Annotated in this window: 18 protein-coding genes, 1 rRNA gene and 1 pseudogene; 9 read left to right on the top strand and 11 right to left on the bottom strand. The window is 52.1% G+C overall.

Translation table 11 applies throughout. The features are described from left to right. Nucleotides 1-75: ribosomal RNA gene (locus H6G13_RS12520) — 16S ribosomal RNA — on the bottom strand; the annotation flags it as partial. 754 nt (nt 76-829) lie between these two features. Next, nucleotides 830-1909: a histidinol-phosphate transaminase gene (gene hisC, locus H6G13_RS12515; RefSeq protein ID WP_190483541.1), complete on the bottom strand. Its 1080-nt coding sequence runs from the start codon at nt 1907-1909 to the stop codon at nt 830-832. A gap of 350 nt (nt 1910-2259) precedes the next feature. Here hisC and H6G13_RS12510 point away from each other — a divergent pair, with 350 nt between their 5' ends. From H6G13_RS12510 to H6G13_RS12485, 6 genes are all read left to right on the top strand, one after another. Continuing rightward, nucleotides 2260-2553 carry a hypothetical protein gene (locus H6G13_RS12510; RefSeq protein WP_206756522.1) on the top strand — a complete coding sequence of 98 codons (294 nt, stop codon included), beginning with the start codon at nt 2260-2262 and terminating at the stop codon, nt 2551-2553. 565 nt (nt 2554-3118) lie between these two features. Continuing rightward, the gene (locus H6G13_RS12505) at nt 3119-4327 is read left to right on the top strand and encodes a hypothetical protein (RefSeq protein WP_190483539.1); all 1209 of its coding nucleotides are present in this window, start codon (nt 3119-3121) and stop codon (nt 4325-4327) included. Nucleotides 4328-5166: 839 nt separating this feature from the next. After that, a complete protein-coding gene (locus tag H6G13_RS12500) occupies nt 5167-5754 on the top strand; it encodes a DUF1517 domain-containing protein (RefSeq protein ID WP_190483559.1) in 588 nt (195 codons plus the stop codon). A 35-nt stretch (nt 5755-5789) separates the two neighbouring features. Then, entirely contained in the window at nt 5790-6647 is an 858-nt protein-coding gene (locus H6G13_RS12495; protein ID WP_190483538.1) for a hypothetical protein, read from the top strand. A 346-nt stretch (nt 6648-6993) separates the two neighbouring features. Beyond that, complete coding sequence (locus H6G13_RS12490; RefSeq protein ID WP_190483537.1) at nt 6994-8736, top strand: amidase family protein; 1743 nt, start codon at nt 6994-6996, stop codon at nt 8734-8736. Between the two features lie 196 nt (nt 8737-8932). Next, nucleotides 8933-10312 (top strand): carotenoid oxygenase family protein, encoded by a 1380-nt coding sequence (locus H6G13_RS12485; RefSeq protein WP_190483536.1) that lies wholly within the window; start codon nt 8933-8935, stop codon nt 10310-10312. A 21-nt stretch (nt 10313-10333) separates the two neighbouring features. Here H6G13_RS12485 and H6G13_RS29140 read toward each other — a convergent pair whose 3' ends face one another. From H6G13_RS29140 to H6G13_RS12460, 5 genes are all read right to left on the bottom strand, one after another. Beyond that, nucleotides 10334-10699, bottom strand: a complete 366-nt coding sequence (locus tag H6G13_RS29140; protein ID WP_190483535.1) for a DUF4345 family protein — start codon at nt 10697-10699, stop codon at nt 10334-10336. 94 nt (nt 10700-10793) lie between these two features. Then, nucleotides 10794-11717, bottom strand: coding sequence for an alpha/beta hydrolase (locus tag H6G13_RS12475; RefSeq protein WP_190483534.1), 924 nt, complete (start codon nt 11715-11717; stop codon nt 10794-10796). A gap of 212 nt (nt 11718-11929) precedes the next feature. Next, complete coding sequence (locus H6G13_RS12470; RefSeq protein WP_190483533.1) at nt 11930-12121, bottom strand: DUF2949 domain-containing protein; 192 nt, start codon at nt 12119-12121, stop codon at nt 11930-11932. A 328-nt stretch (nt 12122-12449) separates the two neighbouring features. After that, nucleotides 12450-13016, bottom strand: a complete 567-nt coding sequence (locus H6G13_RS12465; protein WP_190483532.1) for a Uma2 family endonuclease — start codon at nt 13014-13016, stop codon at nt 12450-12452. 208 nt (nt 13017-13224) lie between these two features. Then, on the bottom strand, nt 13225-14961 hold the full coding sequence (locus H6G13_RS12460; RefSeq protein ID WP_190483531.1) for an EAL domain-containing protein: 1737 nt from the start codon (nt 14959-14961) through the stop codon (nt 13225-13227). 1202 nt (nt 14962-16163) lie between these two features. On the opposite strand from H6G13_RS12460, the pseudogene H6G13_RS12455 reads away from it, so the two are divergent. The 3 genes and pseudogenes from H6G13_RS12455 to H6G13_RS12445 form a co-directional block, all read left to right on the top strand. Then, nucleotides 16164-16538 (top strand): annotated as a pseudogene (locus H6G13_RS12455) (roadblock/LC7 domain-containing protein); the annotation flags it as partial. 61 nt (nt 16539-16599) lie between these two features. Next, nucleotides 16600-17070, top strand: coding sequence for a hydrocarbon-binding protein (locus tag H6G13_RS12450; protein WP_190483529.1), 471 nt, complete (start codon nt 16600-16602; stop codon nt 17068-17070). A gap of 584 nt (nt 17071-17654) precedes the next feature. Further along, nucleotides 17655-19103, top strand: a complete 1449-nt coding sequence (locus H6G13_RS12445; RefSeq protein ID WP_190483528.1) for a mechanosensitive ion channel domain-containing protein — start codon at nt 17655-17657, stop codon at nt 19101-19103. Between the two features lie 8 nt (nt 19104-19111). On the opposite strand, the gene H6G13_RS12440 is transcribed toward H6G13_RS12445, so the two are convergent. From H6G13_RS12440 to H6G13_RS12425, 4 genes are all read right to left on the bottom strand, one after another. Further along, nucleotides 19112-20488 (bottom strand): L-serine ammonia-lyase, encoded by a 1377-nt coding sequence (locus H6G13_RS12440; protein WP_190483527.1) that lies wholly within the window; start codon nt 20486-20488, stop codon nt 19112-19114. A 25-nt stretch (nt 20489-20513) separates the two neighbouring features. Next, a complete protein-coding gene (locus H6G13_RS12435) occupies nt 20514-21323 on the bottom strand; it encodes a metFprotein (RefSeq protein WP_190483526.1) in 810 nt (269 codons plus the stop codon). 176 nt (nt 21324-21499) lie between these two features. Then, complete coding sequence (locus H6G13_RS12430; protein ID WP_190483525.1) at nt 21500-23923, bottom strand: FAD-dependent oxidoreductase; 2424 nt, start codon at nt 23921-23923, stop codon at nt 21500-21502. A 124-nt stretch (nt 23924-24047) separates the two neighbouring features. Next, nucleotides 24048-25259, bottom strand: coding sequence for an aromatic ring-hydroxylating dioxygenase subunit alpha (locus H6G13_RS12425; RefSeq protein ID WP_190483524.1), 1212 nt, complete (start codon nt 25257-25259; stop codon nt 24048-24050). Nucleotides 25260-25613 lie beyond the last annotated feature (354 nt).

Here is a 25613-nt window from a genome sequence, read left to right as displayed (position 1 = left end):
AGCATTCCGTTCGACTTGCATGTGTTAAGCACGCCGCCAGCGTTCATCCTGAGCCAGGATCAAACTCTCCATAATAGAAAATTCGAACCAGATGCTCTCATCCGGTTAACTCTCGCTTTGACCTAAGTCAAAACTCATTCTTAATTGACGAGAATTAATAAACTGGCTTCCAAACTTATTCTCTTGTCTAGGTTCTTTTGGCCTTTTTTTGGCCACCTCTATATATTGCCTTATAAACAGCCCCTCTGTGTAGAGGAGAACTAGAAATAATTGGGTATTTGCCCTACCTCTAGTTGTCTCTGCTTGCTAGGACACTATATGTGGTGCCCTCTCGTTGGCCGCTTGTTAAGCTTAGCAGACTTATTCCCTTTTTGTGACGTGTAAAACAAAAAAATGTAAATTCTGCTGTCCTTGCTTTCAGCAATGGAAGCATTAGGATCAAGTAGCGCCTGCTAGCTTAGCAACCAAACTCAACTTTTAGCACTCTGCTTTGGGCAGCGGTTACTCTTACTAGGTCCAGTCTCTCGTCAAAACGGTTAAGCACCAGAGCATTTCTGCCATTGAGCGACATTTCTCTGCTATCCATAAGATTCACCCGCCTGCTTCCCCTTGATGTTTTCGATCTACTCAGCCTGGCTAGGGAGACGTTACATCCTGGGTAAGAGTGCATAATGACAAAATCCTGAGCCTACTCATACACGCGACTCAGTTGCAGTATTTTATAAGTTGCATACTTCTAAACCTCTGAGCCAAGCGGTACTGCGCGTGGGAGGATTGTTTTGTCCTGTAGCGAACTTGCCGGGCTCCACTGAGGTCGATACGGCACTTGCTACAACGGAATACGCCGTCCCTGTTCCTTGTTTTGGATTGAAGTCAGCGCCTCCAGCAGCATTTGGTTTTGGGCTTCGGTGCCCACCGTAATCCGTAGCTTGTCATCTAGGCCAGGCTGCTTGAAGTAGCGCACCAAAATGCCTCGCGCCTTTAATGCGTGATACAAATCCTCAGCATTTTTGTCTGGCGGTGTTACCAGCAAAAAGTTGCCCTGGGATTCTGGCACTGTGAACCCTAGCTGCTTAAGGTCAACCTGGAGCTTAGTACGCGAGGCTTTGACTTTTTCGGCATAGGCTGTTTTGTAAGGCTGATCTTGCATAGCGGCAGTGCCGAGCGCGGTTGCAATCACATCAATGTTGTAGCTGTCTTTAAGCTTGAATATGCCTGCCAGCAGCGCTGGTTGAGCAATGCCAAAGCCCAGCCGCAAACCTGCTAGGGAATAGCCCTTCGACAGTGTGCGCAGCACAATCACGTTCTCAAACTCCTCGACCAGTGGCAGGGCCGAGTACTCAGCAAAGTCCGTGTAAGCCTCGTCAATGGCGAGTACACCTGAGACCTGCCGGGCCAGTTCTCTCAGGTCGGTTAGCGGTACTAAATGCCCTGATGGGCTGTTGGGCGAGGCGATCAAGGTAAGCGATCCCTGGGCAGCTATCAGTTCCTCCAGCGGCAGCTGCATCCCTTCTGAGTAGGGAATTTCTACCACCTGAGCAGACTGCATGGCGGCCAGCGTCGGGTACAGCACATAGGTTGGGGTTGGGTAAACAACTTTGCGATCGCAACCCTCCGCACAGGCGCGCACCAGCAGGTTCAACAGCTCATCACTGCCATTAGTCACCACTACCCACTCAGCGGGCACGCCCAACGCCTGACTTACTGCCTGACAAAACTCCCTAGCGTAGGGATCGGGGTAACGCCGCAGCCATTCGCTGTCTAAGCTTCGTAGTACCTCAATGGCTTTGGGGGAAGGCGGGTAAGGATTTTCGTTGGTATTAAGCTTAATGATTGGGCTGCCTGGAGGGGGCTGCTCACCAGGAGTATAGCCCGTCATCGCATCAACGGCAGGGCGAAAGTAGCTCATAGACAAGAGTCGCTAGCGCTAGCCAGGGCAGACAGCCTACACATTATAAGACGACGCCGCTAGAAGACGGCCTGCCATGATCGGCAGTGTATCGCCTGAGAAGCTGACAATTGGCAGTTCAGCGGCAGTCGTCTGGTTTGGTCCAACAGTTATTTAGCATTCACTACCTCAAGCGCGTTTGAACCCCTCTCACCTCGCATACTCACCAGCCCTTAACCTCAGCCTACAAGGAGCTACCCCTAAAACGATGAGCCTTAACCTGCCGCTGATCTTGCTTCTTGCGACTCTGCACTTAAGCGCAGGTTGCTAGCACTGGCCTAAATTTTTGACGGGTGCTGCCTTGGCAGGCAATGTCAGGCGGGGTCGCAATCTCATATGTCTTTCTCGATATCTTGCCCGAGTTAGGCGAAGCCCAAAGGATTTTGTCGGGAGTTGCGATCGCAGCCAAGAGCGTCTACCTATTGGGATTGCTAGGATTGCTCCTATTCTACGGTTTCAGCAACCAGCAGCGTCCAGAATTGCAGTTTGGAGTGACAATTGCTGCCTACGCCCTCTACACCTTGCTGTTTAGCTATCTGCTCAGCCATACTGCTAGACCCATTGATTGCCTACTCCTATTCATCGCTATTGGTTTGCATTACTAGGTCAAAGACCACAGTTTGCATCAGCACTACCCCCAACAATACCAGCGGCAGGAACGGTGGATTTTAGTCGGCACGCTATTGCTAGGGTGGGGCTAGGGCCATTTGGAATTGTCATTAGCGGCTTACACGAACAGGGCTAAGCCTGGAGCCTTGCCGCGATTCAAGCTTTCCCAGCAGGCGGTGTTATTTTCAACGTGCTTACCCATGGGATCTCAACGAAAGGTAATCCGTTTTGGCTCTTTACCCTAGGTGTTCTGGGCTATGCGTTGATTCTGATGCAGGGCTGAGCCTGCCCAGGAGTCAGGCCAGGACTCAGGGGAAATGATGCCGAGAAATTTGGGCTGCTTTGAAAGGGAGATAATCCTGAAGCCATTGCGCTTATACCTGCACCTTTCTAACAATCCTAGATATAAAAATGCGCTCTAAAGAAGAATCTAAACCAGCAAGAACTTTAAGCAAGTCCTAATCACTCTCTCAGCGAAAATTAAAGTTACTCCTTATTAATAGCAGTGTCATTTCTTTGTAGAAGTAATGACCTTGAAACCTCATACCAGGGAAATGCTCGGTGAATCAAAATCATTTAAACCATCCTTCAAAATTAGCTGCTCTACTTGAAGTCCTGGCAGTAACTCTGTTGACTTTGGTACCTTCTACTACAGCATTGGCTCAAAGTGAACCAATGACAATCGATGAGATTGCTCCTGCACCACCTGAAGTAGGAGCTGGAATTCCTGGTACTTATTTTGGTCCAGCGCCATCTGAGGTACAGCGTGAACTTATTGGCCCTTATCAACTTCTCAAAGCAGGTCGAGTTGATCAACAAGCAAATACGGTAACTCTACCACTCTATCAAGGACGGTTGCAGGATGGACGAAGCGTTTGGTACGTTCTTACAGACACTACTGATCAAAGAAATACTGAGGCATTAGGCCTCAATTTTTCAGCTAAATTGGCTTATGCAGAAGTAGGTCAGGCCGTGCGAAACGCGGTTCTCGATCGAGAGGGAATGTTGGTCTTTGAGAATGGCGCAGTAGACTTTAGTCCTGTGCGATCAATAGAGCCTGGCAGCCCAAATGCTTTTCCACCGGAACAGGCTCAACCCGGATCGGTAGGCGATCGCAACTATACTCCCCTAGTACGCATTGCAAACGCCAATGGGCATATCTATAATGCTCCAATCATTGCGTTTGACGTTAGTGCAGAAGAAATCTCGTTTCCTAATGGCAACCCAGATTATCGTCTAGTGCACGATAAAGTGGTCAAGATTGATCCAGCCGCGATGACAGTAACGCTCAACCTTACACCCGGTATGAGCTTTGCTCGACCTGTTTTGTACATTAGCTTTGACTCAAATGACGCTGTAGCAGCCACATTAGAAGCTTCAACGTTGGCACCTGGGTTAAGTGACGTTAGGATAGGGGGCGATGATGGTGCCTTCAGTGCAGTGGAGCGGCTTTTCGTATTTGCAAACGGTCCTACGGGTCGGAACAATCCTCAGCGACAAGGATTAAACAGCGCAATTGTGGACGGCAATGGTCCCATTAACATCTTCGGAGGAGTTCCTACAATTGCGCTAGACTATAGTCCGCTGTGGGATCTTAATTTAGGAGAATGGACGACTGAAGCCATCGATCAGGGCTACCGTTCTCGATTGTTAGAAGAGTTTCAAATTCTACGCTTTGTGCAACAAGGTTGGATTACGGGACCTAATGGTGCGGCGTATGGATCAACTGGCATCATCGTCAATTGTCCGTTGGTAATGCGCTTACTATAAAGGCAATCGAATAAATGAGCTAAACCTAAAATTGAATTAGTGATAGACAGTTTGTGCTGTGGAAAGACAGCAATCGTGGTGTCATGGCTGCTGTCCTACCCCTCTTTTACATTAGGCAGGAGAAAACACAGGGTTGCGATGAGGCTTTGTAAAAGTGGGCAGGAAAACTAATTCACTAGACTTGTCAGTTGCTCAAAGCCTAGTCTGAGAAAAGGGATAGGAGAAACCTTTAGCTACTGTTTGAGCCCATTGAAACAAATCACCGGTTGAATGACTAAGCGCAGATTGTTGAGCAGGCTCTTTCACCCCCACTGGCTATCCCATCAAAGATGCTGAACAAATTTTTGGTGCTGATTGGGTAAGCGTCATTGAAGGCATCGGCAAACAAACTGACTATCAGGAACGCACGCATGACCAACTCTCACCACGTCTCAATTCGGTCGTAGTGGGTCATGCGAACAAAGCCTTGGGCCAAAGTGCTGGCTCCCGATGACTCTGGTTGTTGGTGAGACGCCGCAAAAGCTGCTCCTCCTCTGGTGCCAGACTTTCCGATGGCTGTAAGACAAGCCAAGCAGTTCGCCTAACACTTAATGGTCTAGCCCAAGGGGCAACCACAACTGGCAGCTGCTCAACAATCCACCGATGGTATTGCCGATTGAGGCAGAAGAATTTGCAGACCGCTAGTACAGTGCTCAACGTGAACTGGACCATAGAAATCTCTGCCTAAACCATGATGAAAATCGCACCATCAATCGACCTTTAGGTGAAGACGACCGCGAACTTGGCGCTCTACGATAGAAGCGGCGAACTTTTTTTGAATAAATTAAATTGCTATGAGTTTGCGTGGTCGCTTCAATCAGCTTAGCGGACAGACACGCTTTGTTGTATGTCGCGTTTTTGTGCATCTTTCAGGCCGAGAAGTAGCACCACTGTTGGGCGTACTTAATCAGGCTGGACGTGAGGCGGTCGATTCAAAAGGGGATATGCCAGTGTTGGGCGAACAACTCGTGCGAGTTTGTGAAACCTTGCTGGAGTATGACACTTTTTGGCAATCAGCAGCCAATGAAGGAGACGTAGTTTGGGATGAAGGCGAAGCTGGAGATTACATAAACGAACTATTTACCGACTCGGCTGGACGTTATGGTAGTTCAGCAGACTTTGGCCCAAATAGCAGCGAAAATTTCGCAATCCCCATGACACAAAATGTGGTTGTCATGATTACAGCTGCCTTTGAAGGCGAAGCACCTGAATTAGAAGCCAATCTAGCTGACATCCATGCATTAAGAACAGGTTTAAAAGCTCTAATCGATCTGAACTATAGGGGAACCTTACGAGCAATTCAAATACATTTTTCCCCTGCCCAAGTAGGAGACGAACTCACGTCGGACCAACTGATTGAAAGCTTCCCTGAACTCATTCCCCTTTAATTCTTCTGATTTGGCACAATTTCCTCTTAACTACAATGATACGTAAACTTTCTGCTTCCTTAATAGCATTGACTCTAGTGTGGTCGTCGGTTGCCTGCTCTAGCCTAGAAGGATACTCCACTTCGCAACCGGCACCGCAGCTCCCGCAAGAAACGACTGCCCCTGCTGCTGTCAGCTCAATCACAGACGGAGTTTATCCTGTACAGCAAGCCACCTACGACGACAGTTTGGGTGAATATAGCCTGATACTGCTCAACACTGAGCCTGGGCAGTCGTTGTTTCGCAGCGCCAATTTACCATTAGCGCGCCTAACAGATGAAGAAATTTCTGCTGGCAAATTGAGCGAATTGCGCGTTGAGCAAGGACAACCTGCGCTGTATCTGACACCCGATTTCCGAATTGAATACGTTCACAACGTCACTGAAACTCAAATCGATCCGCAGAGCGGACAGGAAGAAGTCGTCATTGTTCGTCAAGAGCCAAGCTTTTGGACGCCGTTTGCAGGAGCGTTAGCGGGTCAGGTGGTGGGCAACTTACTCTTCCGTCCGCAATATTACCTTCCGCCGGTTTATCGACCGGGAATAGCACTGGTAGGCTATGGCGGTTATGGACGTAACTATAACGAAGCTGTTTCGCGTTATCAGTCACGCTACCAAGCACCTCCTGCTGAATATCGGAACCGTCAGTTTCGGGCGAGCGGGCGACTGCGCTCGACTAATGGCAATGCCCCACGCGTTAACACCAACCGACCCTCAGGCAGCGGCTTCGGCAATAGCAATCTGCGACGCAATAACCGACGGACTGAGCGGGCTCGGCCTTCGGGCGGAGGTTTTGGCAGTTCGCGCCCACGCCGCTCGGCTCCACGTCGTGGTTTTGGTGGCAGACGACGGTAATGATGCACACAAAAGCTGATTTCTGAAGCTGATGTGCTGCCCTCACTCGCCGTTCTTAGTTTCGCATTTTCACCAGCTACCGCTTCTGGTCTACGAGTCTTGCTTAGAAGCGACGGGGCAGCTTTGCATTCGTTAACCCAAGCAGCCAAGTTGAGCTAGATAGGAGCGGCGTTTGGGGTGAGTAGGCTTGTAATTTCTTTTAAGTGTCTGGTCGGTTACAGTATTTTTCAATAATTTCCAGCAGGGTATTGAGTAGTTTATTTGTCCTCAATCCAGGGTCTGGGAGCCGCATCTAACTAACGGCTTTCAGATAGAGGGGTGGGGCTCATCTATCTATAGGGATACCATGCTAAAAACAATCGGCGGTGCAGCGGCGACACTTATATCACTGGGGGTAGTTTCCTCAGAAGCGGCTCTAGCTGCGACTTTTAGCTTACAAAGTGCCAGCATCAAGGACATCAATAGAGTCTTTGATCAGGGGGTTCTCAACTCGGAACAGCTCGTCCGGCTCTATCTCAATCGGATTGAGGCATACGATGACACTGGACCTGCTATTAACTCGGTGCTTACCACTAACCCCCAGGTGTTAGAAATTGCTAAAGCCCTTGATCTGGAGCGGCAGACCACAGGCCCAAGAAGTCTTTTGCACGGTATTCCGATTCTGCTTAAGGACAATCACGATACGTTTGATATGCCCACTACGGGCGGTTCTGATGCCCTAGCAGGATCTATTCCTGACAACGATGCCTTTGTGGTTGATCTACTACGAGATGCGGGCGCGATTATTTTTGGCAAGGCGGAGATGGACGAGCTTGCTATCTCAGGGTCGGGCTACAGTTCTCTAGGCGGACAGACCTATAACCCCTATAACCTGCTACGGCAGTCGGGCGGCTCTAGTGGTGGAACCGGGGCTGCCATTGCCGCTGGCTTTGCCACCTTGGGTACCGGCAGCGACACGGGTGGCTCTATTCGCACGCCCTGCTCTTTTCAGGCGTTGGTGTGTGTGCGGCCCACTCGTGGTCTGTTAAGTCTAGACGGCATTATCCCTTTCGTATTGTCCAGGGATGCGATTGGTCCAATGGCTCGTTCGGTGGAGGATGTCGCTATTGCCCTTGGGATAATGGCAGAATTTGACCCAAACAATCCCACGCTACAGACGCCAATTGCAGCACCTCCGGTCGAGCTAGATAAGTTCTATGACGACTACACGCAGTTTCTGGATAAAGGCACACTCAAAGGGGCGAAGCTAGGCCTGGTCACTAACTACATTGGTGAGGAGAACGGGGTTGATCCTGAAGTTACTCAGCTAGTGCGAGAGGCGCTTGCCACGATGAAGGGGTTGGGGGCAGAGGTCTTTGAGATTTCCTTTGAAAATGATTTTCTAGCCACCTTAAGCGGGCTGTACGGTACAGCCATTCCGGTTGAGCAGAAGGTGTATTTGGAGGAATATCTAGCGACGACTGGTCCGAACTATCCAAAAACAATTGATGATCTGATTGCGGCTCTGGAATCTCCGGAAGTGGCAGAGTCGGAGACTCCTTCGCGAATTTTAGGCACGCTGCGCGGCTCAGCCACCTCGGAGGGTTTAACTGATCCTGATTATGTTGAAGTGGCCGAGGTATTAACGCCCCTTGTGCGGGGCACGCTTCTCGATACGCTAGATTCTCTCAGCCTAGATGCGTTTGTTTTCCCCACGATTGGCACATTTGCGCGTCCGGTTCCTGGCGTCACGGACCCAACTTTTGTCAGCCTGCCTGGGTCTCCACCTGCTAGACAAGTTGAGTTTGCTAGCTCTGTTGGTTTACCCGATATTACGGTGCCCATTGGGTTTGGTACTCAGGGCCTACCACTTACGCTCTCAATGACGGGTCGTCCCTACAGTGAGTCAAAACTTCTTGGGCTAGCGTATTCTTTGGAGCAGGCAACAAAGGCTCGCAAGCCGCCTGCACTCACCCCTGCGCTTGCGGGTGAGGTATTTGAATACACGCCGATTCCGGAGCCAGAAGTAGAAATGGCACTGATCGCTTTGGGCAGCGCTCTCTTGGGGTATAAGCTCCTCAAGCGGAGCCGAACGACTGCTCGCGCTTAGGTTTTTGCTGGAAAGTCCCTGCTTGCAGCTGCAAGCAGGGACTTTTGCGATCGCAATCTGCAACTGCGTTCCTGTTGATGCAGTGACCTAATTACTCATTTCTTTGTCTAAGTGATTTTGCACATTTGCAGTACATTCCATCCGTAACACGAGCGTTTCTGTTACAAGGGAGAGACAAACAGGTTTTCTCACCCTTATGACAGCCACCCTCAACCCCTACCTCACTGGTAATTTTGCTCCTGTAGAGACAGAGTTAACTGTCGATGAGTTGCTTGTCGTGGGCGAGTTACCAGCCGAGCTTAATGGGATGTTTGTTCGCAATGGTCCCAATCCGCAGTTTTCACCACTGGGGCGCTACCACTGGTTCGATGGGGATGGAATGCTGCATGGCGTTCACATCCAAGACGGCAAAGCGAGCTACCGCAATCGCTATATTCGGACGCAGGGGTTTGAGCAGGAGCGACAAGCAGGGCGGGCCGTGTTTGGTGGCTTGCTTCAACCTTCTGAAGCAGGCTTCAAAAACGTGGCCAATACAGCGCTCGTGTGGCATTGCGATCGCATGTTGGCGCTTTGGGAAGGGGGGGAACCGCACGCGATCAACGTGCCTAGCCTAGAAACAATCGGCACACACACCTTTAACGGCAAGCTGACCTCTCCTGTGACTGCCCATCCCAAAGTGGATCCGGTGACAGGGGAAATGATGTTTTTTGGCTATTCGCTGGCCCAACCGCCTTACGTCAAATACAGTGTCGTGTCGGCTGAGGGAGACCTGCTGCGAACTGTTCCAATCGATCTGCCGGTTGGAGTGATGATGCATGACTTTGCCATCACAGAGCACTACACCCTTTTCATGGATTTACCCCTCACATTCCGGATGGAGCGGCTGCAACAGGGAGAACCTGCCTTTGCCTTCGAGCGAGATCGTCCCAGTCGATTTGGGATTCTGCCCCGACATGGAGACAGCGGGACGATTCGCTGGTTTGAAGCACCCAGCTGCTATGTCTTCCATACCCTAAATGCATATGAGGATGGGGATGACGTTGTTTTAATGGCTTGTCGCACAGGTAGCACAAGCGTTTTGGGGGCGTCTCCCGGTTCTCACGAGGGAGACAATCGCCAGGTTGGCAGCGACGTGCCGTTGCTCTACCGGTGGCAGTTTAACCTGAAGACAGGCGCTGTGCAGGAACAGACACTCGACGATCGCGCCTGCGAGTTTCCTCGCATTAATGAGCAGTATTTGGGTAGGCAGTCTCGCTATGGCTATGCTGGCCAGAGTGCTCCTACCGAAATGCCGAAGTTTGATGGATTACTGAAGTTTGACTTGGACAATCAGGACGTTCAGGTTCATTCGTTTGGAGCCGGACGCTATGGTGGGGAAGGGGTCTTTGTACCACGACCAGGCGCAACCGCCGAGGATGATGGCTGGTTGATGACCTTTGTGCATGATGAAGCGCAGAACATGTCTGAGTTAGTCATCGTCAGCTCGCAAGCAATGACGGATGAAGCCATCGCTCGCATTCAAATGCCGCAGCGGGTTCCTTATGGCTTTCATGGCACCTGGGTTTCCCTGCCGTAAGGCTAATGATTTAGTTTTAACTCAAGCCTGCCACATCCAACTAAACAGAAACAGAGCCCCCAAGAAAGCTTCTGCCACCACGCCGCCAATATTCTTAACGGTGATGCTGTGGTCAACGATGCTCGATATCAACCGTGCAGCGGCAGCCACCAGAGAAGCCACCCCTAGGACTGTAAAGGCATCTGTAGACTGCAACCACAAGCAGGTGGCTCCTAGTCCCAAAAAGAAACTGCCTAGAGTTGAGCGAATCTCAGAAATTCCGACTGGGGCAATAGGGCCTAGACCCACGAAGGCGGCCATTGTTTTGGGAAAAAGCAGCGCTGCTCCCCCTAACAACATCAAGAGAACTGCCGCTATATTGGGAGCAATCTGAATGAGAGTTTCCACAGGCACAACAGAATTAGAACTCTCTCTATTGGGGGCTATCAGGACTGGGGCAGGGTACTGTCTGTTGGTAGACTTCCTGGTTCCTCTAGCGCTCCTACCTCTCAATCTGCCGGGCAAAGGACAACAGATGATCCGCAACGACCTGAGGTCGATCGAAGTGGGGAACATGCCCGGCTCCCTCAACCCAAACCAGTTGACTACCGGCAATTGCTTGCTCAAACCGGGTGGCATCTACCGTTCCTAAGACACCATCTGTTTTTCCCCACAAAATGAGGGTGGGATGAGTGACTTGAGCCATGCGATCGCTCAAGTTCGCGTAACCCCCACTTTTGGTAAAGGATGCGATCGCATCCTTCCACCCTGGCATTTCCTGATGCAGCAGCGAGCAGCGCAGGGCGTCCAGCAGGCTTACATCCAATATCGGTAAGACTGAGGCAGCAGCCAGAGCAGCATGCTTGCGAAAATACAGCCAATCTGCGCCTAGTTCGATCAGTGGACTTGGGAGAAACTGCCCCACAGGAAAGCTGCCAGAAAAGCCAACGCTATCTATAAGAACGAGCGATCGCACCCAGTCCGGACAATACAAGGCAAAGTCAATCGCGACGGCTCCCCCCAAAGAGGCTCCGACCAAAATTACAGGTCGCCCGATCCAGGCTTTTACAACGCTAAGCAGATGTTGCCGGATCGTCTGGGGATTGACCGCCAGCGTAGCCGTGTATTCGGTAAATCCTGAGCCCAACAGGTCAGTTGCCCAGATTTCGTGACGGTGTGTCAGTAGGGGAAGTAACCGCCGAAATTCTAACAGGGAACTGTCGAATCCGTGCAGCAGCAGAATAGGAACCGTGCCAGGGGAAAGAGGTGATGAATCAGACGGGTAATGGACATAAGCGGTTGCGATCGCTGTTGTACTTTGCCTAACCGGCACTTGAACAACACGACGCTGAATTTGTTGCAGCAGGGCGATAGCCTCCACATCCTGGATCTCACAGGTGGAGGACGGTAGAAAATGAGCAAACATGCGTCTCAATCCAAAGCAGGCAGCCTTGCCAGTATCAGATTCCAAAGTGGCGAGGCCGCTATATCCTACAACCCTAGGCTGAAGGTTTTTAAGACATCACTAGGGAGCCAGAGCAGATTGAGGCGGCAGAGGATAGGCCGCGAAGTAGGTGCTACCGCGTCAGCCTAAACCTGCAGGGGAAAAGCGGCAGCGAGATTATGAGGTGCCTTAGTTTACGGGTGCTCCATCCAGTCAAAGACTTGGTTGAGTTGCCGGGTGCTGATCAGCCCATACTGCCACAGCACCATCGGCAGCAGATTCGTTGCCTGACCTGCTTGGCGCAGTCCCAGTGCGATCGCATCGGTTGGCACTGCCAGCGTCTCTTTTAGGTATTCAATCAGGCGGTTGAGCTTCGAGGCTGACATGGTCAAAGGGAAAGGGGATAACAATTAGTACATCAGTATAGCGGGCCTGCCACAAAGCGAACCATGCCTACGGAGAGAATTTATAACCCCAGTAGAAAGACTGCCGGGGCTGCTTCAGTTATAAGAAATACCCATACAGAGCTATTGCTCCAGGTCTACTGTAAGGGTTTTTTCCCAGCAGGGCTGTAAACCATCGGTAAAGCCTCATGAACCTAGGCTAAATTCTGTTTGGTCTAATGATGTTAGTGAGGATAGGACGGGATGCTGCTAGTTTGGCGGCTCTCTCCGCCCTCTGCTTAAGCTTAGCCCGTCTGACCTTTGCTAAGACTCAGCTCTCCAATTGAACCGCATCATAAAGGAGGGCAATAGGCAACTCAAATCCTATGCTCTCCAGCTTGAGCGTATCTCCATCCTGATAGGGGTAGTAAAGCCACAGCCGCCCTTCACCCCGACGGTAGATCTCAACGCCGATTTGCGTGGAACTGATCAGGACATATTCTTCTAAGCTTGGCAGGCTACGGTATTCCTTGAACTTGTTCCCCCGGTCAAAAGCTTCTGTTCCAGGGGAGAGCACTTCGACGATGAGTTTGGGGTAATGAATGGCGTTGACGGCAGTTCGGTCGCGCTCATCACAGCTCACGACTAGGTCAGGGTAACGGTAGATCGGCGGAGCAACGTTGACTTTGGCATCAGCGATATTAATTCGGCAGCCCTGAGCCCGAATATGGGGGTATAGGGCCGTGAGCAGGTTGACGGCAATATCGTTATGGGGCAAGCTGCCACCTGTCATGGCATAGACTTCGCCGTTGACGTACTCATAGCGAAGCTCCTGGCAGGGTTCCCACTCCAGGTATGCTTCAACGCTCATTTTCTGCGGCTGGGCTGTGGCAATCATATCTTTAAGAACTGCCGAATGTTTTTATTATGAAGCAGCTGAGATGGGGAACAACAGCTTATCGCTCAGACGCGCCTTCTAGCTCAAAACTTACTAACTACTAATTACTCTTAATAAGTCCCCTCAGAGGCTAGTACAAAGCTAATAGAACCTACAAGGAGCAGTAGGTCAGTTTGCTTGGCCTGCATTGAATTTGTCTTGAATTTGCTTAAACTGGCACCGTACATTGGAGTCTTCTCGCATAAGCTTCCAGTGGCTGAGACGGCCGCAGCAATAGTTCAACTAGGGCTTCTGGGGGCACGGGGCGACTGAAGTAGAATCCTTGGCCCTCGTGACAGCCCCGGGTTTGTAAATAATCGAGCTGTGCCTGGGTTTCAATCCCCTCTGCCGTGATGCTGAGACGAAGACTTTTAGCCAGGGCAATGATGGCATCAGTTATCGCTGCGCTATCAGGATGAGAGAGCGTATCCTGCACAAAGGAGCGATCAATCTTCAGCATGTCCACGGGAAAGCACTTCAGGTAGTTCAGAGAAGAATAGCCGGTGCCAAAATCGTCGAGGGCCAGCACTACTCCCAAGTCTCTGAGCCGCTTCAGCGTTGAAACTGAGCGCTCAATGTCATCCATTAGAAAGCTTTCAGTCACTTCTAGCTCCAGGTAGGCTGGATCTAGCCCACTCTTCTGCAAAATCTGGCTAACAATGTTTACCAGATTCGGTTGTTCAAACTGCCGGGCTGAGAGGTTCACAGACATGCGCAGGGGCGGCAGTCCGGCCCGCTGCCAGAGCCGACACTGAATACAGGCCTGCTGCAAAACCCATTCTCCAATCGCTACAATCAGCCCATTCGCTTCTGCAATTGGAATAAACTGGGCTGGGGAAACCATTCCTCGAATGGGGTGCTGCCACCGAACCAAAGCTTCAACTGCAGTCACCTGCCCCGTGCGCAAATCCACCAAGGGCTGGTAATAGACAATCATCTCATTGCGCTCCAAGGCCCCATAGAGATCATTTTCTAAGGCTAGGCGTTCTTGCAGTTGGGCATTGAGTTCGGGAGAATAAAACTGATACTGGCTGACTCCCTGCTGCTTGGCCTGGGTTAGGGCCATCTGGGCTTGCTGCAACAGCTGATCAATCTGCTGGCTGTCTTCAATGCTCATCAGGGACAAACCGATGCTAGCTGTGATGTGAAGCGATCTGCCTGCTAGTAAAAAAGGCTTGGCCAGGGTACTGAGCAGCAGTTGAGATAGCTTTACCAAGCTTTCTAAAGAGGGAATATCGATTCGGGCGATCGCAAATTCATCCTTGCCCAGGTAGGCCAGAAGATCGCTTGAGCCAATGTTGTTTGTTAACCGCTGAGCCACCGTTCTCAACAGCAGGCCCAGTGCCTCTTGCCCTAGCGCTTGGCTGATGCCGGTATAGTCATTGATGCTTACTACTAAGACAGCCACCATCCGCTGGTTGTGCTCAGGGCGAAGTAAGGTCTGGCAGATGCGATCGCAAAGCAGCTTACGGTTAGGCAAGCCGGTCAGATTGTCGTAGTTGCTGATGTAGTGAATTAGCTCATTGAGCTGATGTAGAGTCTGCGAGGTATCTGCCATCAGCGTACCAGCCTCATCAGCAAACTGTGTGGGCAACTCAGGCAGCTTCTGAAAGCGAAGATAGTTTCGTAAGGCTATCGAGGTCAGTCTGACCGGAGCTAGCAAGTGGTGTAGGGCATAGAGCGTAGCTGCCGTTCCGCCTAGTGTCGCTATCAGTGCCACCCCCAAGACTCCCATTGCCGTCTCCCAAGAATAAGCCGTCGAAGTGACAAAGCTAAATAAGAGAGACAGCAGAGGAATGTGAGTTCCTAGAAAGGCTACTACCATAATTTTGGTGGTGTAACTTTTTCTCAGCACCCTAAAGCGAGATAGGTACGAATAGAAGAAAAGCCTGGGATTGCTCTGCATATGAGTTTTAAGCCAGAAATGAATCAATAGGCTGTCGAAACTTTAAGCAGCAAAACGCTGGACTCATTCTTCAAACAGGCCAGCCTTAGCGAACGAAGTCAGCTTTAGAAGAAACCAGTACTTTGCTAGGAGCAATATTTCTAACGATCCTTTGCTCTTGCCTGCCAAGTTAGAGCGCAAAGGTGGAGAACTTGGGGAGAAAAGAAGGAAATTTTGATTTCCCTTCAATGGCAACTAAGCCACATTGAGACAAACTTATGCGGGCGGGCCAAGTAAAGCGATCTACTGCCCGCTTGAAGGTTCTATACCGCTTCCGCAAGTCAACGTCTCATTAGCTATCTCAGCTAGGCACTAGAAGATTCAAGCTTCCTGCCCCCATAACATCAATTTGCTACCCTGACGAATAGCAAGGCCACTACAGAGCTCAGTGTTTGATTTGACACGATAGTCTGGAATCCGTATGACATCGTATATCTACCCACACCCGATACAGGGTAGAACAGGGCGATATAAGCGTGATGTACTCTTGGCTCAAGCAGTAGGCAAACTGAAAAGCCTCTTGTCGTTGTTCAAGTTGAAAGACCATCGCCAGCCTCAAAACTGTGCCCTCATACAGAACGGCTTCGTGGATAGCGTAGTCGTCATAAAACTTGAAAACTTCAAGACTAGATACTGGAGCAATTCGAGGAAGACCCATCTACTAGCATCCTCCTCTACATTGGCGCAGCAGAGAGCCCTTTAGCCAACCTAGTAGAAACACTGACACACTTCCAAATACTTCCCTCAAAGAGTGCCCATAAACGTCCACAGTCGCTAAAACTACCTGCGTTAGTTTGAACCTTAATTGAGTAGCCCATTGAGGACTTGAATTGAAACTCTCTTCTTTTCTCCCCAAGTTCTCCACCTTTGCGCTCTAACTTAAGAATCAAGAGAAGCAAATCGCTGAAGACAAAGCTTCTGATAGCTCTTACTCAGAAGATGTTATCAATTCCTCTTCTACAGCAGCATTAACAAACTCTGTCTTTGTAGCTTGCTTCAAAAATACAGACCTCGGTTGTGTGTTCTCATTAATCGGCTAAATCCAGGTAGTTCAACTCAAAACTGCTACTAATTAGAGTTCCCTTAGTTACCAAAAGCTTCATCTATCTTGTGTGGAAGACCTTTCTAATCAATCCTTTCAAAACTTATTGCTTTCCCCACAGAAAAACATGATTAACACTTCCCTGCTCCAAGATGTCCTCCAGAATTTCGTCAGCAGTAGCTCAGAGATTCAAGGCGTTGCCCTAGTCAGCCCTGACGGTCTTGCCTTAGCTTCTGCTCTGCCCTCTGGCTTCGATGAGGAAAGAACTGCTGCTATGTCTGCAGCAATGCTCTCTCTCGGTGAGCGCATTGGTCATGAACTCGCTAGAGGTGCACTCGACCGCATTTTTGTCGAGGGAGAAAAGGGCTTTGGAGTCTTAGTCGGCTGTGGCGTCGATGCGGTTCTTCTGGTGCTAGCTAATGCCAGCGCTAAACAGGGGCTGTTGTTTCTGGAAATCAAGCGCGCTGTCTCGGAAATTCAACCGCTTGTTGCTTGATCTGTCTTGTCATCTTTGAATTCAACCCTTGAGTTATTTAACCCATAAAAAGGAGTCACCCATGTCTACTGCAATGCGCGAAACCCTCGGTAATTTCAGCAGTGTTGTTTGTTTGAAGTCAATCATTGTTGGAATAGAAGATGCTCTGGGTGAAAAAGCGACGGCTATCTCACTGATTGCAGCTGGTCGGGCTCGTGGCAAGAAGCTAGCAGCTGAGTTAGGGCTAAGCCAGGCGGCAGTCCCTCTCTCTGAGGCGACTCAAAGGCTAGCTCAGGCACTTGGTCCTGATGGCACTCGTTTGCTGGTGCTAGAGAAAATTGAGCAGGAGGGCGATGTGATCAAGGCTTACACGCGTGAGACGGTCTGTTCCACTGGGGAACCTCTAGGCTCGACGCGCAAGTGCACTTTCACCCTCGGTGCGGTTTGGGGAGCGCTTGAGGCGCTGACAGGCAAACGCCTGAAGGGCAAGCATACGGTCTCTGTGCTGCAAGGGGGCAGCCATGATGTTTTTGAGTTTACTCAGCTCGGTTAGATTGCCAATCAGTTGAGCCCAAAGTTCCGATCGCGCTACCTGACACACTGGGGCGGTCGGAATTTTGATTTACGAGTGAGGAGGACGATGGCAAGCGAGTTTATACAATTACAGAGAGTGGCAGACGGCTCTTGAGCGATCGCAATCAGCGATCCGGTTCCAAGAGCGCTCACAACAATTCTACAGAAAGTAAGTCCTCTGAATTGATTGAGTTGCGGCGTACTTCAACACAGCTCAATGATGCTGTCGCTCAGGTCGCTCGAAGTGGCAATCTGGAGCAGGCCAATCAAGTACGTGAGCTGCTTACTCAAGCGCGAGATTTACAAGTTGCTTGCAGAGCAGTGATCAAGAGGTTGACATATCAGATGTAACAAGCGGCGGCAACATTGACATGAGGAGCCTGCTCAATGCAGGTTAGAAGAAATTGTTTGGCTTCCCCCATGAAGAAATGGTCATTATCACCCCAATACTCTGCCTATCATTCTACCTAAGACTTCTTGCCAGCACTTGGGGTGATGGAACCTTAATCTCAGTTTGAGTGTGGCCCATTTCCAACCCTGCCCAAAGATGATTTGAATGAACTGATGGATAGTTTTTTTCGGACGGCTGATCAACTTCTAAACACGCCATTTCTCAACTTCGGCAATGCATCTTTGACCCTGAGTGCGATCGCACAGTTTTTTTTAGTGCTGCTCATGGCGCTGCTATTTTCCCTCAGCTTTAAGCGCGTCTTTGCCAATCAGATTTTGAGCCGTTTAGGCCTTAAACAGGGCACCCGAGAATCGATCGCCACGATTACCAGCTACAGCCTAGCGGCGATCCTCGTCTTGATTTTGCTGCAGGCTATAGGGGTCAACCTAGCGTCGGTAGCCGTGTTGGCGGGCAGTCTGGGCATTGGCATTGGCTTTGGCCTACAGGATATTACCCGCAACTTTATCAGCGGTATCGCCATGCTGGTGGAGCGCAAGCTGAAAGTGGGCGACTTTGTTGAGTGGGAAGGGCTATCGGGCTACATCATTGAAATTTCGCTGCGATCGACGATAATCCGCACGATTACTGAGCGGCACATTGTAATCCCTAACAGCAATCTAGTTAGCAACCAGGTGACTAATTGGACCTACAACAACTTCAAAGGCTGGGTACCTGTCAATGTCAGCGTTGCCCATGAGAGTGATCCGGTGTTGGTGATCGAGGCTCTGCTCGACTCTGCCTATTTAGAAGAGGCGGTTTCCTATGAATATCCACCGGAGGTCCTTTTTACCGGCTTCGGTCAGAATTCACTAGATTTTGTGCTGTGGATTTGGGTGGATCGAGTCGATCTCAAGCACAAAACCGAAAGCTCCCTGCGCTTCATCATCGATCAAAATTTGCGCCAGCACCATATTCGCCTCGCTTCTCCCCGCTATGATCTATGGCACCGCAACCCCAATGTGGTGGTGCAGTCATCGGTGGCAGATTATGCAGACCAGGCCTGGGTGCAGCAGGCGGTACCAACCTTTAGCGAAACGTCTGCTAAGCCAGTGGCGGTGCGAGATCTGCTGCAAAAAATTCCCTACTTTGCAGATTGCACTACAGTTGAGCTGCGAAAACTGGTAGAAATTGGCTATCGCAGGCGGCTAGAGGCTGGTGAAGTGCTCTACAAAGTAGGCGATCCGGGGGATGCGTTTTACATTATTTTGTATGGATCTGTGGGCTACACACTCGACAATCAGGAACAGCCGACGGTTATGGCGGCAGGCCAGTTCATCGGTGAATTTTCGCTCATGTTGGGAATTCCGCGCACCGTCACTGTAGCAGCGTTGGAAGACACGACGGTATTTGCCATTAGTCCCCAAGGGTTTAAACAGATTTTGCAGAGTCAGCCCCGATTGTACGATCTGATTGTGCAGGAAATGGGTCGCCACGAAGTAGAGCTGAACCAGCAAAAACGGCGTTTACGCGAATTGGGATTGATTAACCAGGACTACGATAAAAATCCTGTGGCCTGGGTGCAAAAGCAGCTGGAAAAACTGTTTGGTTCTCAGCCCCACTGAGCAAACACTTAGCATTCGATCACGTTAACAGCCAGACCGCCGCGCGAGGTTTCTTTGTACTTTTCATGCATGTCGTGGCCCGTGTCGCGCATGGTTTTGATCACCTTATCGAGGTGAACGCAGTGCTGCCCGTCGCCTTTTAGGGCCATACGCGCCGCGTTGATCGCTTTAATGGCACCCATGGCGTTGCGCTCGATGCAGGGCACCTGTACCAGCCCGCCCACGGGGTCGCAGGTCAGCCCCAGGTTGTGCTCCATCCCAATTTCGGCAGCGTTTTCGACCTGCTCTGGGGTACCGCCCAGCACTTCGGTCAGGGCACCGGCCGCCATAGAGCAGGCCACGCCGACTTCGCCCTGACAGCCCACATCGGCCCCAGAGATAGAGGCGTTTTCTTGGTAGAGAATAGCGATCGCACCTGCTACCAGCAAAAATCGTACGATGCCGTCATCGCTGGCCTGGGGGCAAAAGCGGCTGTAGTAGTGCAGTATCGCCGGAATAATGCCCGCTGCACCGTTGGTGGGGGCCGTGACGACTCGCCCACCCGCCGCATTTTCTTCGTTGACGGCCATCGCGTACAGGTTCACCCAGTCCATAATGCTGAGCGGGTCGGCTAAAGCATGATCTGAGCGCTGCTTGAGCTGACGGTACAGCTCAGCGGCGCGGCGCTTGACCTTGAGCCCGCCAGGTAAGATGCCGTCGGTGTGGCAGCCCCGCTCAACGCAGTCTTGCATCACCTGCCACAGCCTTAACAGTCCGGCTCTGATTTCGGCTTCGGAGCGCCAAACTTGTTCGTTGGCAAGCATGAGCTGACTGATGGAGAGGCGATCGCGCTGGCACAGGTTCAGCAGGTTGTGGGCACTGGTAATCGGGTAGGGCAGGGGCGAGTGATGCAGCTGGCGGCGATCGAGGCAGGCGGCGTGCTCGTCTACCACAAACCCACCGCCAATGGAGTAGTAGGTGCGCTGCCGCAGCCGGTCACCAGCGTTGTCAAAGGCCGTAAAGACCATGCCGTTTGGGTGGTAGGGCAGGGGTCGCCAGTGCAGCAGCAGGTCAGTTTTTTCGTGAAATGCGATCGCATGCTGCCGCAGCACCCAGAGTGCTCCCGTCCTGTTGATGCGCTGCAGGTGCCCGTCCACCAAGGCGGGGTTAATACAATCGGGAGCTTCGCCCTCCAGCCCTAGTAGAGCGGCGCGATCGCTGCCATGTCCACGCCCGGTGGCTCCCAGAGAGCCGTGCAAATCGATTTGAAGGCGTTTGACCTGGGGCAACAATCCATCGGTAGCCAAGCCCTGGGCAAACCGCCGGGCGGCTTTCATTGGGCCAACAGTGTGGGAACTGGAGGGGCCAATGCCGATTTTGAAGATGTCGAAAACGCTGATAGACATGGGCGTAGGGATAGGGGAGCGGGTATCAGGCGAGGGTGAGTGGTTGTGAGGGTCGAGTGGCTAACCAGTTCAGGGAACGCTGCAGTCCGCCAAAGGTATAAATGTGGAAATGATCGATGCGATGGTCGGAGACTGGTCCTTTAGGACCATCGCTCAGAGCATCCACTAAGTAATCGGGCGTTTGCACCGTTAAGAGCTGACCGAGGCGGGCCGACTGATGGCGTAACCCCAGCAAACTGGTTTTTACGCCGCAGATCTGGGCGAACTTGAGTAGCATGGCAGGGGTGGTAGGGCCAGGAATGCCCAGATAGATGGGAAGCGTATTAAAAGGGGCAATCCGATCGAGCCAGGCGTGGATGGTGGCAACATTCAGCGACCACTGAGTCATCACAAACATGTCGGTGCCGGTATCGCGGGCGTACTGGTTTTTGAGGGCGAGAATGCGATCGCACTCCTGATCACTCAGCCCTGGCATTCCCTCTGGATGCCCCGCCACCCCAATCCGTAGCCCTTCAAAAAAGCCTGTTTCGAGCAGGTCGAGGGTCGAGGCGAACGGCCCCAGGGGGCGATCGCGGCTGCCGCCGATGAGCAACACCTGACGGATGTCGGCTTCGGATTTGAGCGCATCCAGGTAATTGAAAAGGTGGGTGCGATCGCGAAAGCTGCGGGCCGGTACATGGGGAATCGGCTCATGTCCGAGAGCTCTCAACCGCGCTGCCTGAGCTACCACGGCGCGATGGTCGGCTCCCGGCAAGTACGTAATCGATACCTCCCGCAGGTTGGGAGGCAGCTTGGCAACCTCGACCGCTGGCGTCACTTCAATGGAAAACAGCATCGCATCATCCCTCCATAAGCGTGAACAATTTCTATGGAAGCCACCTCCAGCACCGGCTGACCGATAACTAAATTAAGCGCAGCAAACCTCTCCAGAGGTGCGGTGCCTGGCGTCTATCAGCACAATCTAGGAATTTCGCCGAATTTTGCGGGCCGCGAATGCCCCTATGGTGCGGTCTATAGCAGCTTCTCCACGACCGTTGCCGGTAGCAATTGACCAAAATATTCCACCTCCACTGAGGTACCGCGGGTGGCGTAGCTCAGCGGCAGGTAAGCGTAGGCTACGCAGCGCCCCAAACTGTAGCCATAGCCTGCGCTGGTCACGTAACCCAGCACTTTGCCATCGGCCAGCACGGGCTCCTTACCCATCACAACTGCCGTCGGGTCATCCAGCGTCAAAAAGCAGAGCTGGCGGCTGGCATACTCCCTGCGCTGGAGCAGAGCCTCCCGGCCGATAAAGCTGCCCTTGTTAGGCTTCACCGCAAAGTCTAGCCCCGCCTCGTAGGGGTCGTACTCGGTGTGAATATCGCTGCCCCAGAGCAAAAAGCCCTTCTCCAAGCGCAGGCTTTCAAACGCACCCAGGCCAGCGGCAATCAGGCCGTGGGGTTGACCCGCTGCCCACAGCGTATCCCATAATTTCAGTCCCGATTCGGTCGGCGCGTAGATTTCCCACCCCTCCTCACCCACGTACGATACCCGCACCGCCAGCACCGGAATATTGCCGATGTATAGGCGCTGGTTAGTAAAGAACTTAAATTTGGGCTTAGAGATATCGGTTTGGGTGACGGCCTGTAAAATCTCGGGTGCTTTCGGCCCCCACAACCCCACACAGCAGTAGCTAGAAGAAACATCGACAATGCGCACCGAGCCATCCTCCGGCAGGTGCGACTGCATCCAGGCCAGGTCGTGGCCGTGGACAGACCCACCCGTTACCACCCAGTACTTTTCGACCCCCAGGCGGCTCACGGTCAGGTCGCACATGATTCCGCCGTTGGCATCCAGCATGGCGGTGTAGATCACCTTGCCCACGGGCTTGTCGATGTCGTTAGCGCAGAGGTGCTGCAAGTAGTCCACGACGCCCGGCCCCGTCAGCTCAAATTTGGCGAAGGGAGTAAGGTCATACAGGGCCGCTCTTTCTCGTGTGGCGAAATGCTCCGCCCCCTGAATCGGCGACCAGTTCTTTGCCGCCCAGCCCTGACGCTGAGGAATGGCGTACTGATTTAATAGATCCGCATTGGCCTCAAACCACTGGGGCCGCTCCCACCCAGCGCTGAAGATAAACTGGGCACCCAACGCCTGCAAACGAGGATAGAACGGGCTAACTCGCAGTTCCCGCGAGTAGGTCTGCTGATCCAGCGGGTGAATAATGTCGTACACCTCATCGTACTGCTGGGCTCCGGCCCGAACGATGTAGTCGGCACTTTTACACATGCTAGAAAAGCGGTTGATATCCATTTCGTGAATATCAAGACTGGGAATCCCGGTCGTCATCAGCTCTGCCACAATTTTGCCAACCCCGCCCCCGTGGGTAACCCATACCGCCTCGGCAACCCAGAAGCCTTTCGTTTGGGTAGACTCGCCCACCACCGAGCCGCCGTCGGGGGTGAAGGAGAACATGCCATTGATTTTGTAGGTTATTTCCGCCCCTTCAAGGGCAGGGAATAGCTCCTTAGTAGACTCCCAGGCGGGGCCAAAGTGTTCTTCGGTAAAAGGACGCACCGAGGGCATTATCGGGGCTTCGGCGTAAGGCAGAATGTTGTCCGGATCCACCAGCAGCGGCTCGTGCTGATAGGAGCCAATCCCCCAGCAGTCGCCGTGCTGCCGAAAGTACATGGCGCGATCTTGGTGGCGCACCATAGGATAGGTGACTTCTTTCGTCATTCCCGCCAGCTCTGGAATCGGCGCAGTTTTCACGTACTGGTGCTGCACCGGAGTGAGGGGAATCACCTCGCCCACCATACGCCCGATGCGCGGCCCCCAGATACCAGCACAGACCAGCACGTTGTCGGTTTCAATGCGGCCTTTGTCTGTAACAACGCCCTTTACTCGCCCGTCTACCACCTCGATATCCATGACCGTAGTGTGGCCGTAGAATTCTGCCGCGCCAGCTTCTTTGGCACAGTTGGCCATTGCTTCCGCCGCCCGCAGCGCTTTGGCAATACCATCGGTGGCCACAAAATACCCCCCGAGCACTTTCGTTTCATCGACCAGGGGTACTTTGGCTTTGACCTCGGCGGGGGTGAGCAGACAGGCTCCCTCAACGCCCCAAGATTTTGCCCAGCCTAGCTTGCGCTGAAGTTCGGCCATGCGTTCTTGGGTGTAGGCAACTTCGACACCGCCGACAGGATAAAAAGCGGGGCCTTCGTCGGTGCTGAGCTGGCTGTACAGCTCAATGGTGTACTGTGCCAGCTGGGTCATGGTTTTAGACGAATTCGTTTGAAAGACAAGGCCGGGAGCGTGGGAGGTAGAGCCGCCCGTGGCGAAGAGCGGGCCTTGTTCAACCACAACAATGTTTTTCCAGCCCAGTTTAGCGAGGTGATAAGCGGTGCTACAGCCGACGATGCCTGCACCGATGACAACGAGAGTAGCGGTAGATTGCATAAGGGGTCTCCGGTGAGTGGGAGGGGGATGAGCCGGTAGGTGAAAGCGTGAGGAAACTTGGAGGGTTGAGTATTGGAATTTTGAGTTCAAGATTCAAAACTCAGACTGCAAAACGTAAACCCCTCTACCCCTCTATCGCCTTGGCCACCATTTGCTGAAAGCGATAGACAGTTTTTTCTAGCTCCGGAGAAAAACAGCCGCCGTCAAAGCGGGGAGATTTGCGGCCTACCTGCATGCGCTCGATCATGTCGATGTCTTCGTCGTTGGTGTCTTTCCAAAGGTCGATGGGCAGGTGGCGCAGGGCCTCGTTTTCGGGAGTCATGGCTTCGTCGCCAACGAAGTAAAACGTCATGCGCTCTTGAGTTTTGCCGGGACTGATGGGGTTGGCGGTAAATACCAGAAAATAGTCGGGATGAACGCCCACCATGAGGTTGGGAAAGACGGTGATGTATTCAGCGACCGTTGCTTTGTGGTGGGCATCTAGGTTGGGAAAGGTGGGCAGCGATCGCCCCTCGATTTCCCCACTCCTGTACAGCAAACTACCCTGCCCGACATGCATGCCCCCCACTTCGAAGCCGAAGTGGTCTTCCATACGCGAGCAGCTGTTGAGGGCGGGGTGTACCCAACTCAGGTGGTAGCTTTCGGAGAAGTTTTCGACCGCTAGCTTCCAGTTAGCTTTGCATTGCAGGCTGACCTCGCGGGGTTCTCGGCGCAGCTGGCTGAAATCGTAGGTTGACCAGCGCTCAATTACCGGGGCTAGATACTGCTCTAGCGGAGGCGCATCTCCAGACAGGTTAACGAATACGAGATCGAGCCACTGGTCGCAGCGGATGGCAGACAGCCCCCTGCTCTCGCGGTCAAACCCGTCGTAAGTATCTTTGTGGTAGCCGCCAAAATGGGGGGTGCTTTTGAGGCTACCGTCCAGCTTGTAGGCCCACGAGTGATAGGGGCAGCGCAGATTGCCCTGCACATTGCAGGATTTATCGATGAGCTGCAGACCCCGGTGACTGCAGATATTGTGAAAGGCGCGTAGGGTACCGGTGCGATCGCGCACCAGCGCGATCGGCATACCCGCGATCTCCGTGGGGTACACATCGCCCGGATTGGGCACATCAGACGCCAGACCTACACACACCCAATACTGGCTAAACACAGTGGCTCGCTCCCGCTCGAGATAGCGAGTGCTGGTATAAGCTTCTGCCGATAATCCGGGGTGCCGATAGTCATCTAAGTGAATGACCGGTAACTCTCGCTGTACGCCCGCCGCCCAATAGGTCTCACGATGTTCCACAGGGTTCAGATCGGGCAGGGAGCTAGCGATATCTTCCGGGGTCATAGTCCGCCTCAACAGATGTATGGAGAGTTTTCAAGACAGTTTTGAAGCGATCACTCGGGCTGGCGACCCAATCAAACTCATGCGGATAAGCCAAAGCCCACTTTTACAACCTGTCACTACAAGTCATTAACTCATTTTCAAGACTTGTAATTACAAGTTGTATTTGAACGGTAATGTTTTAGAAAGAGCAAGATTGTTCTCTGTGTAACACTTTGAAGGTTTTTTAGTCATGGAGTACTAACGATTCCCAGGATACATCTTGAAATGCAAAAGAAATTCTTGTGCCAGCTTAGAGAAAAATCAAGCTCAACTCAAATACATCCTGGTTAAAGTATCAGACTTTCAAAACTTATA

Source organism: Pseudanabaena sp. FACHB-2040, assembly GCF_014696715.1.
Taxonomy (GTDB): Bacteria; Cyanobacteriota; Cyanobacteriia; order Phormidesmidales; family Phormidesmidaceae; genus JACVSF01.
This window is presented reverse-complemented; position numbering and strand designations above follow the sequence as displayed.

What these genes read in the sequence shown, in the direction of transcription:
- hisC (WP_190483541.1), bottom strand. Translation starts at nt 1,909, where the DNA reads ATGAGCTACTTTCGCCCTGCCGTTGATGCGATGACGGGCTATACTCCT.
- H6G13_RS12510 (WP_206756522.1), top strand. Translation starts at nt 2,260, where the DNA reads ATGTCAGGCGGGGTCGCAATCTCATATGTCTTTCTCGATATCTTGCCC.
- H6G13_RS12495 (WP_190483538.1), top strand. Translation starts at nt 5,790, where the DNA reads ATGATACGTAAACTTTCTGCTTCCTTAATAGCATTGACTCTAGTGTGG.
- H6G13_RS12490 (WP_190483537.1), top strand. Translation starts at nt 6,994, where the DNA reads ATGCTAAAAACAATCGGCGGTGCAGCGGCGACACTTATATCACTGGGG.
- H6G13_RS12485 (WP_190483536.1), top strand. Translation starts at nt 8,933, where the DNA reads ATGACAGCCACCCTCAACCCCTACCTCACTGGTAATTTTGCTCCTGTA.
- H6G13_RS12475 (WP_190483534.1), bottom strand. Translation starts at nt 11,717, where the DNA reads ATGTTTGCTCATTTTCTACCGTCCTCCACCTGTGAGATCCAGGATGTG.
- H6G13_RS12470 (WP_190483533.1), bottom strand. Translation starts at nt 12,121, where the DNA reads ATGTCAGCCTCGAAGCTCAACCGCCTGATTGAATACCTAAAAGAGACG.
- H6G13_RS12465 (WP_190483532.1), bottom strand. Translation starts at nt 13,016, where the DNA reads ATGATTGCCACAGCCCAGCCGCAGAAAATGAGCGTTGAAGCATACCTG.
- H6G13_RS12460 (WP_190483531.1), bottom strand. Translation starts at nt 14,961, where the DNA reads ATGCAGAGCAATCCCAGGCTTTTCTTCTATTCGTACCTATCTCGCTTT.
- H6G13_RS12450 (WP_190483529.1), top strand. Translation starts at nt 16,600, where the DNA reads ATGTCTACTGCAATGCGCGAAACCCTCGGTAATTTCAGCAGTGTTGTT.
- H6G13_RS12445 (WP_190483528.1), top strand. Translation starts at nt 17,655, where the DNA reads ATGGATAGTTTTTTTCGGACGGCTGATCAACTTCTAAACACGCCATTT.
- H6G13_RS12440 (WP_190483527.1), bottom strand. Translation starts at nt 20,488, where the DNA reads ATGTCTATCAGCGTTTTCGACATCTTCAAAATCGGCATTGGCCCCTCC.
- H6G13_RS12435 (WP_190483526.1), bottom strand. Translation starts at nt 21,323, where the DNA reads ATGCTGTTTTCCATTGAAGTGACGCCAGCGGTCGAGGTTGCCAAGCTG.
- H6G13_RS12430 (WP_190483525.1), bottom strand. Translation starts at nt 23,923, where the DNA reads ATGCAATCTACCGCTACTCTCGTTGTCATCGGTGCAGGCATCGTCGGC.
- H6G13_RS12425 (WP_190483524.1), bottom strand. Translation starts at nt 25,259, where the DNA reads ATGACCCCGGAAGATATCGCTAGCTCCCTGCCCGATCTGAACCCTGTG.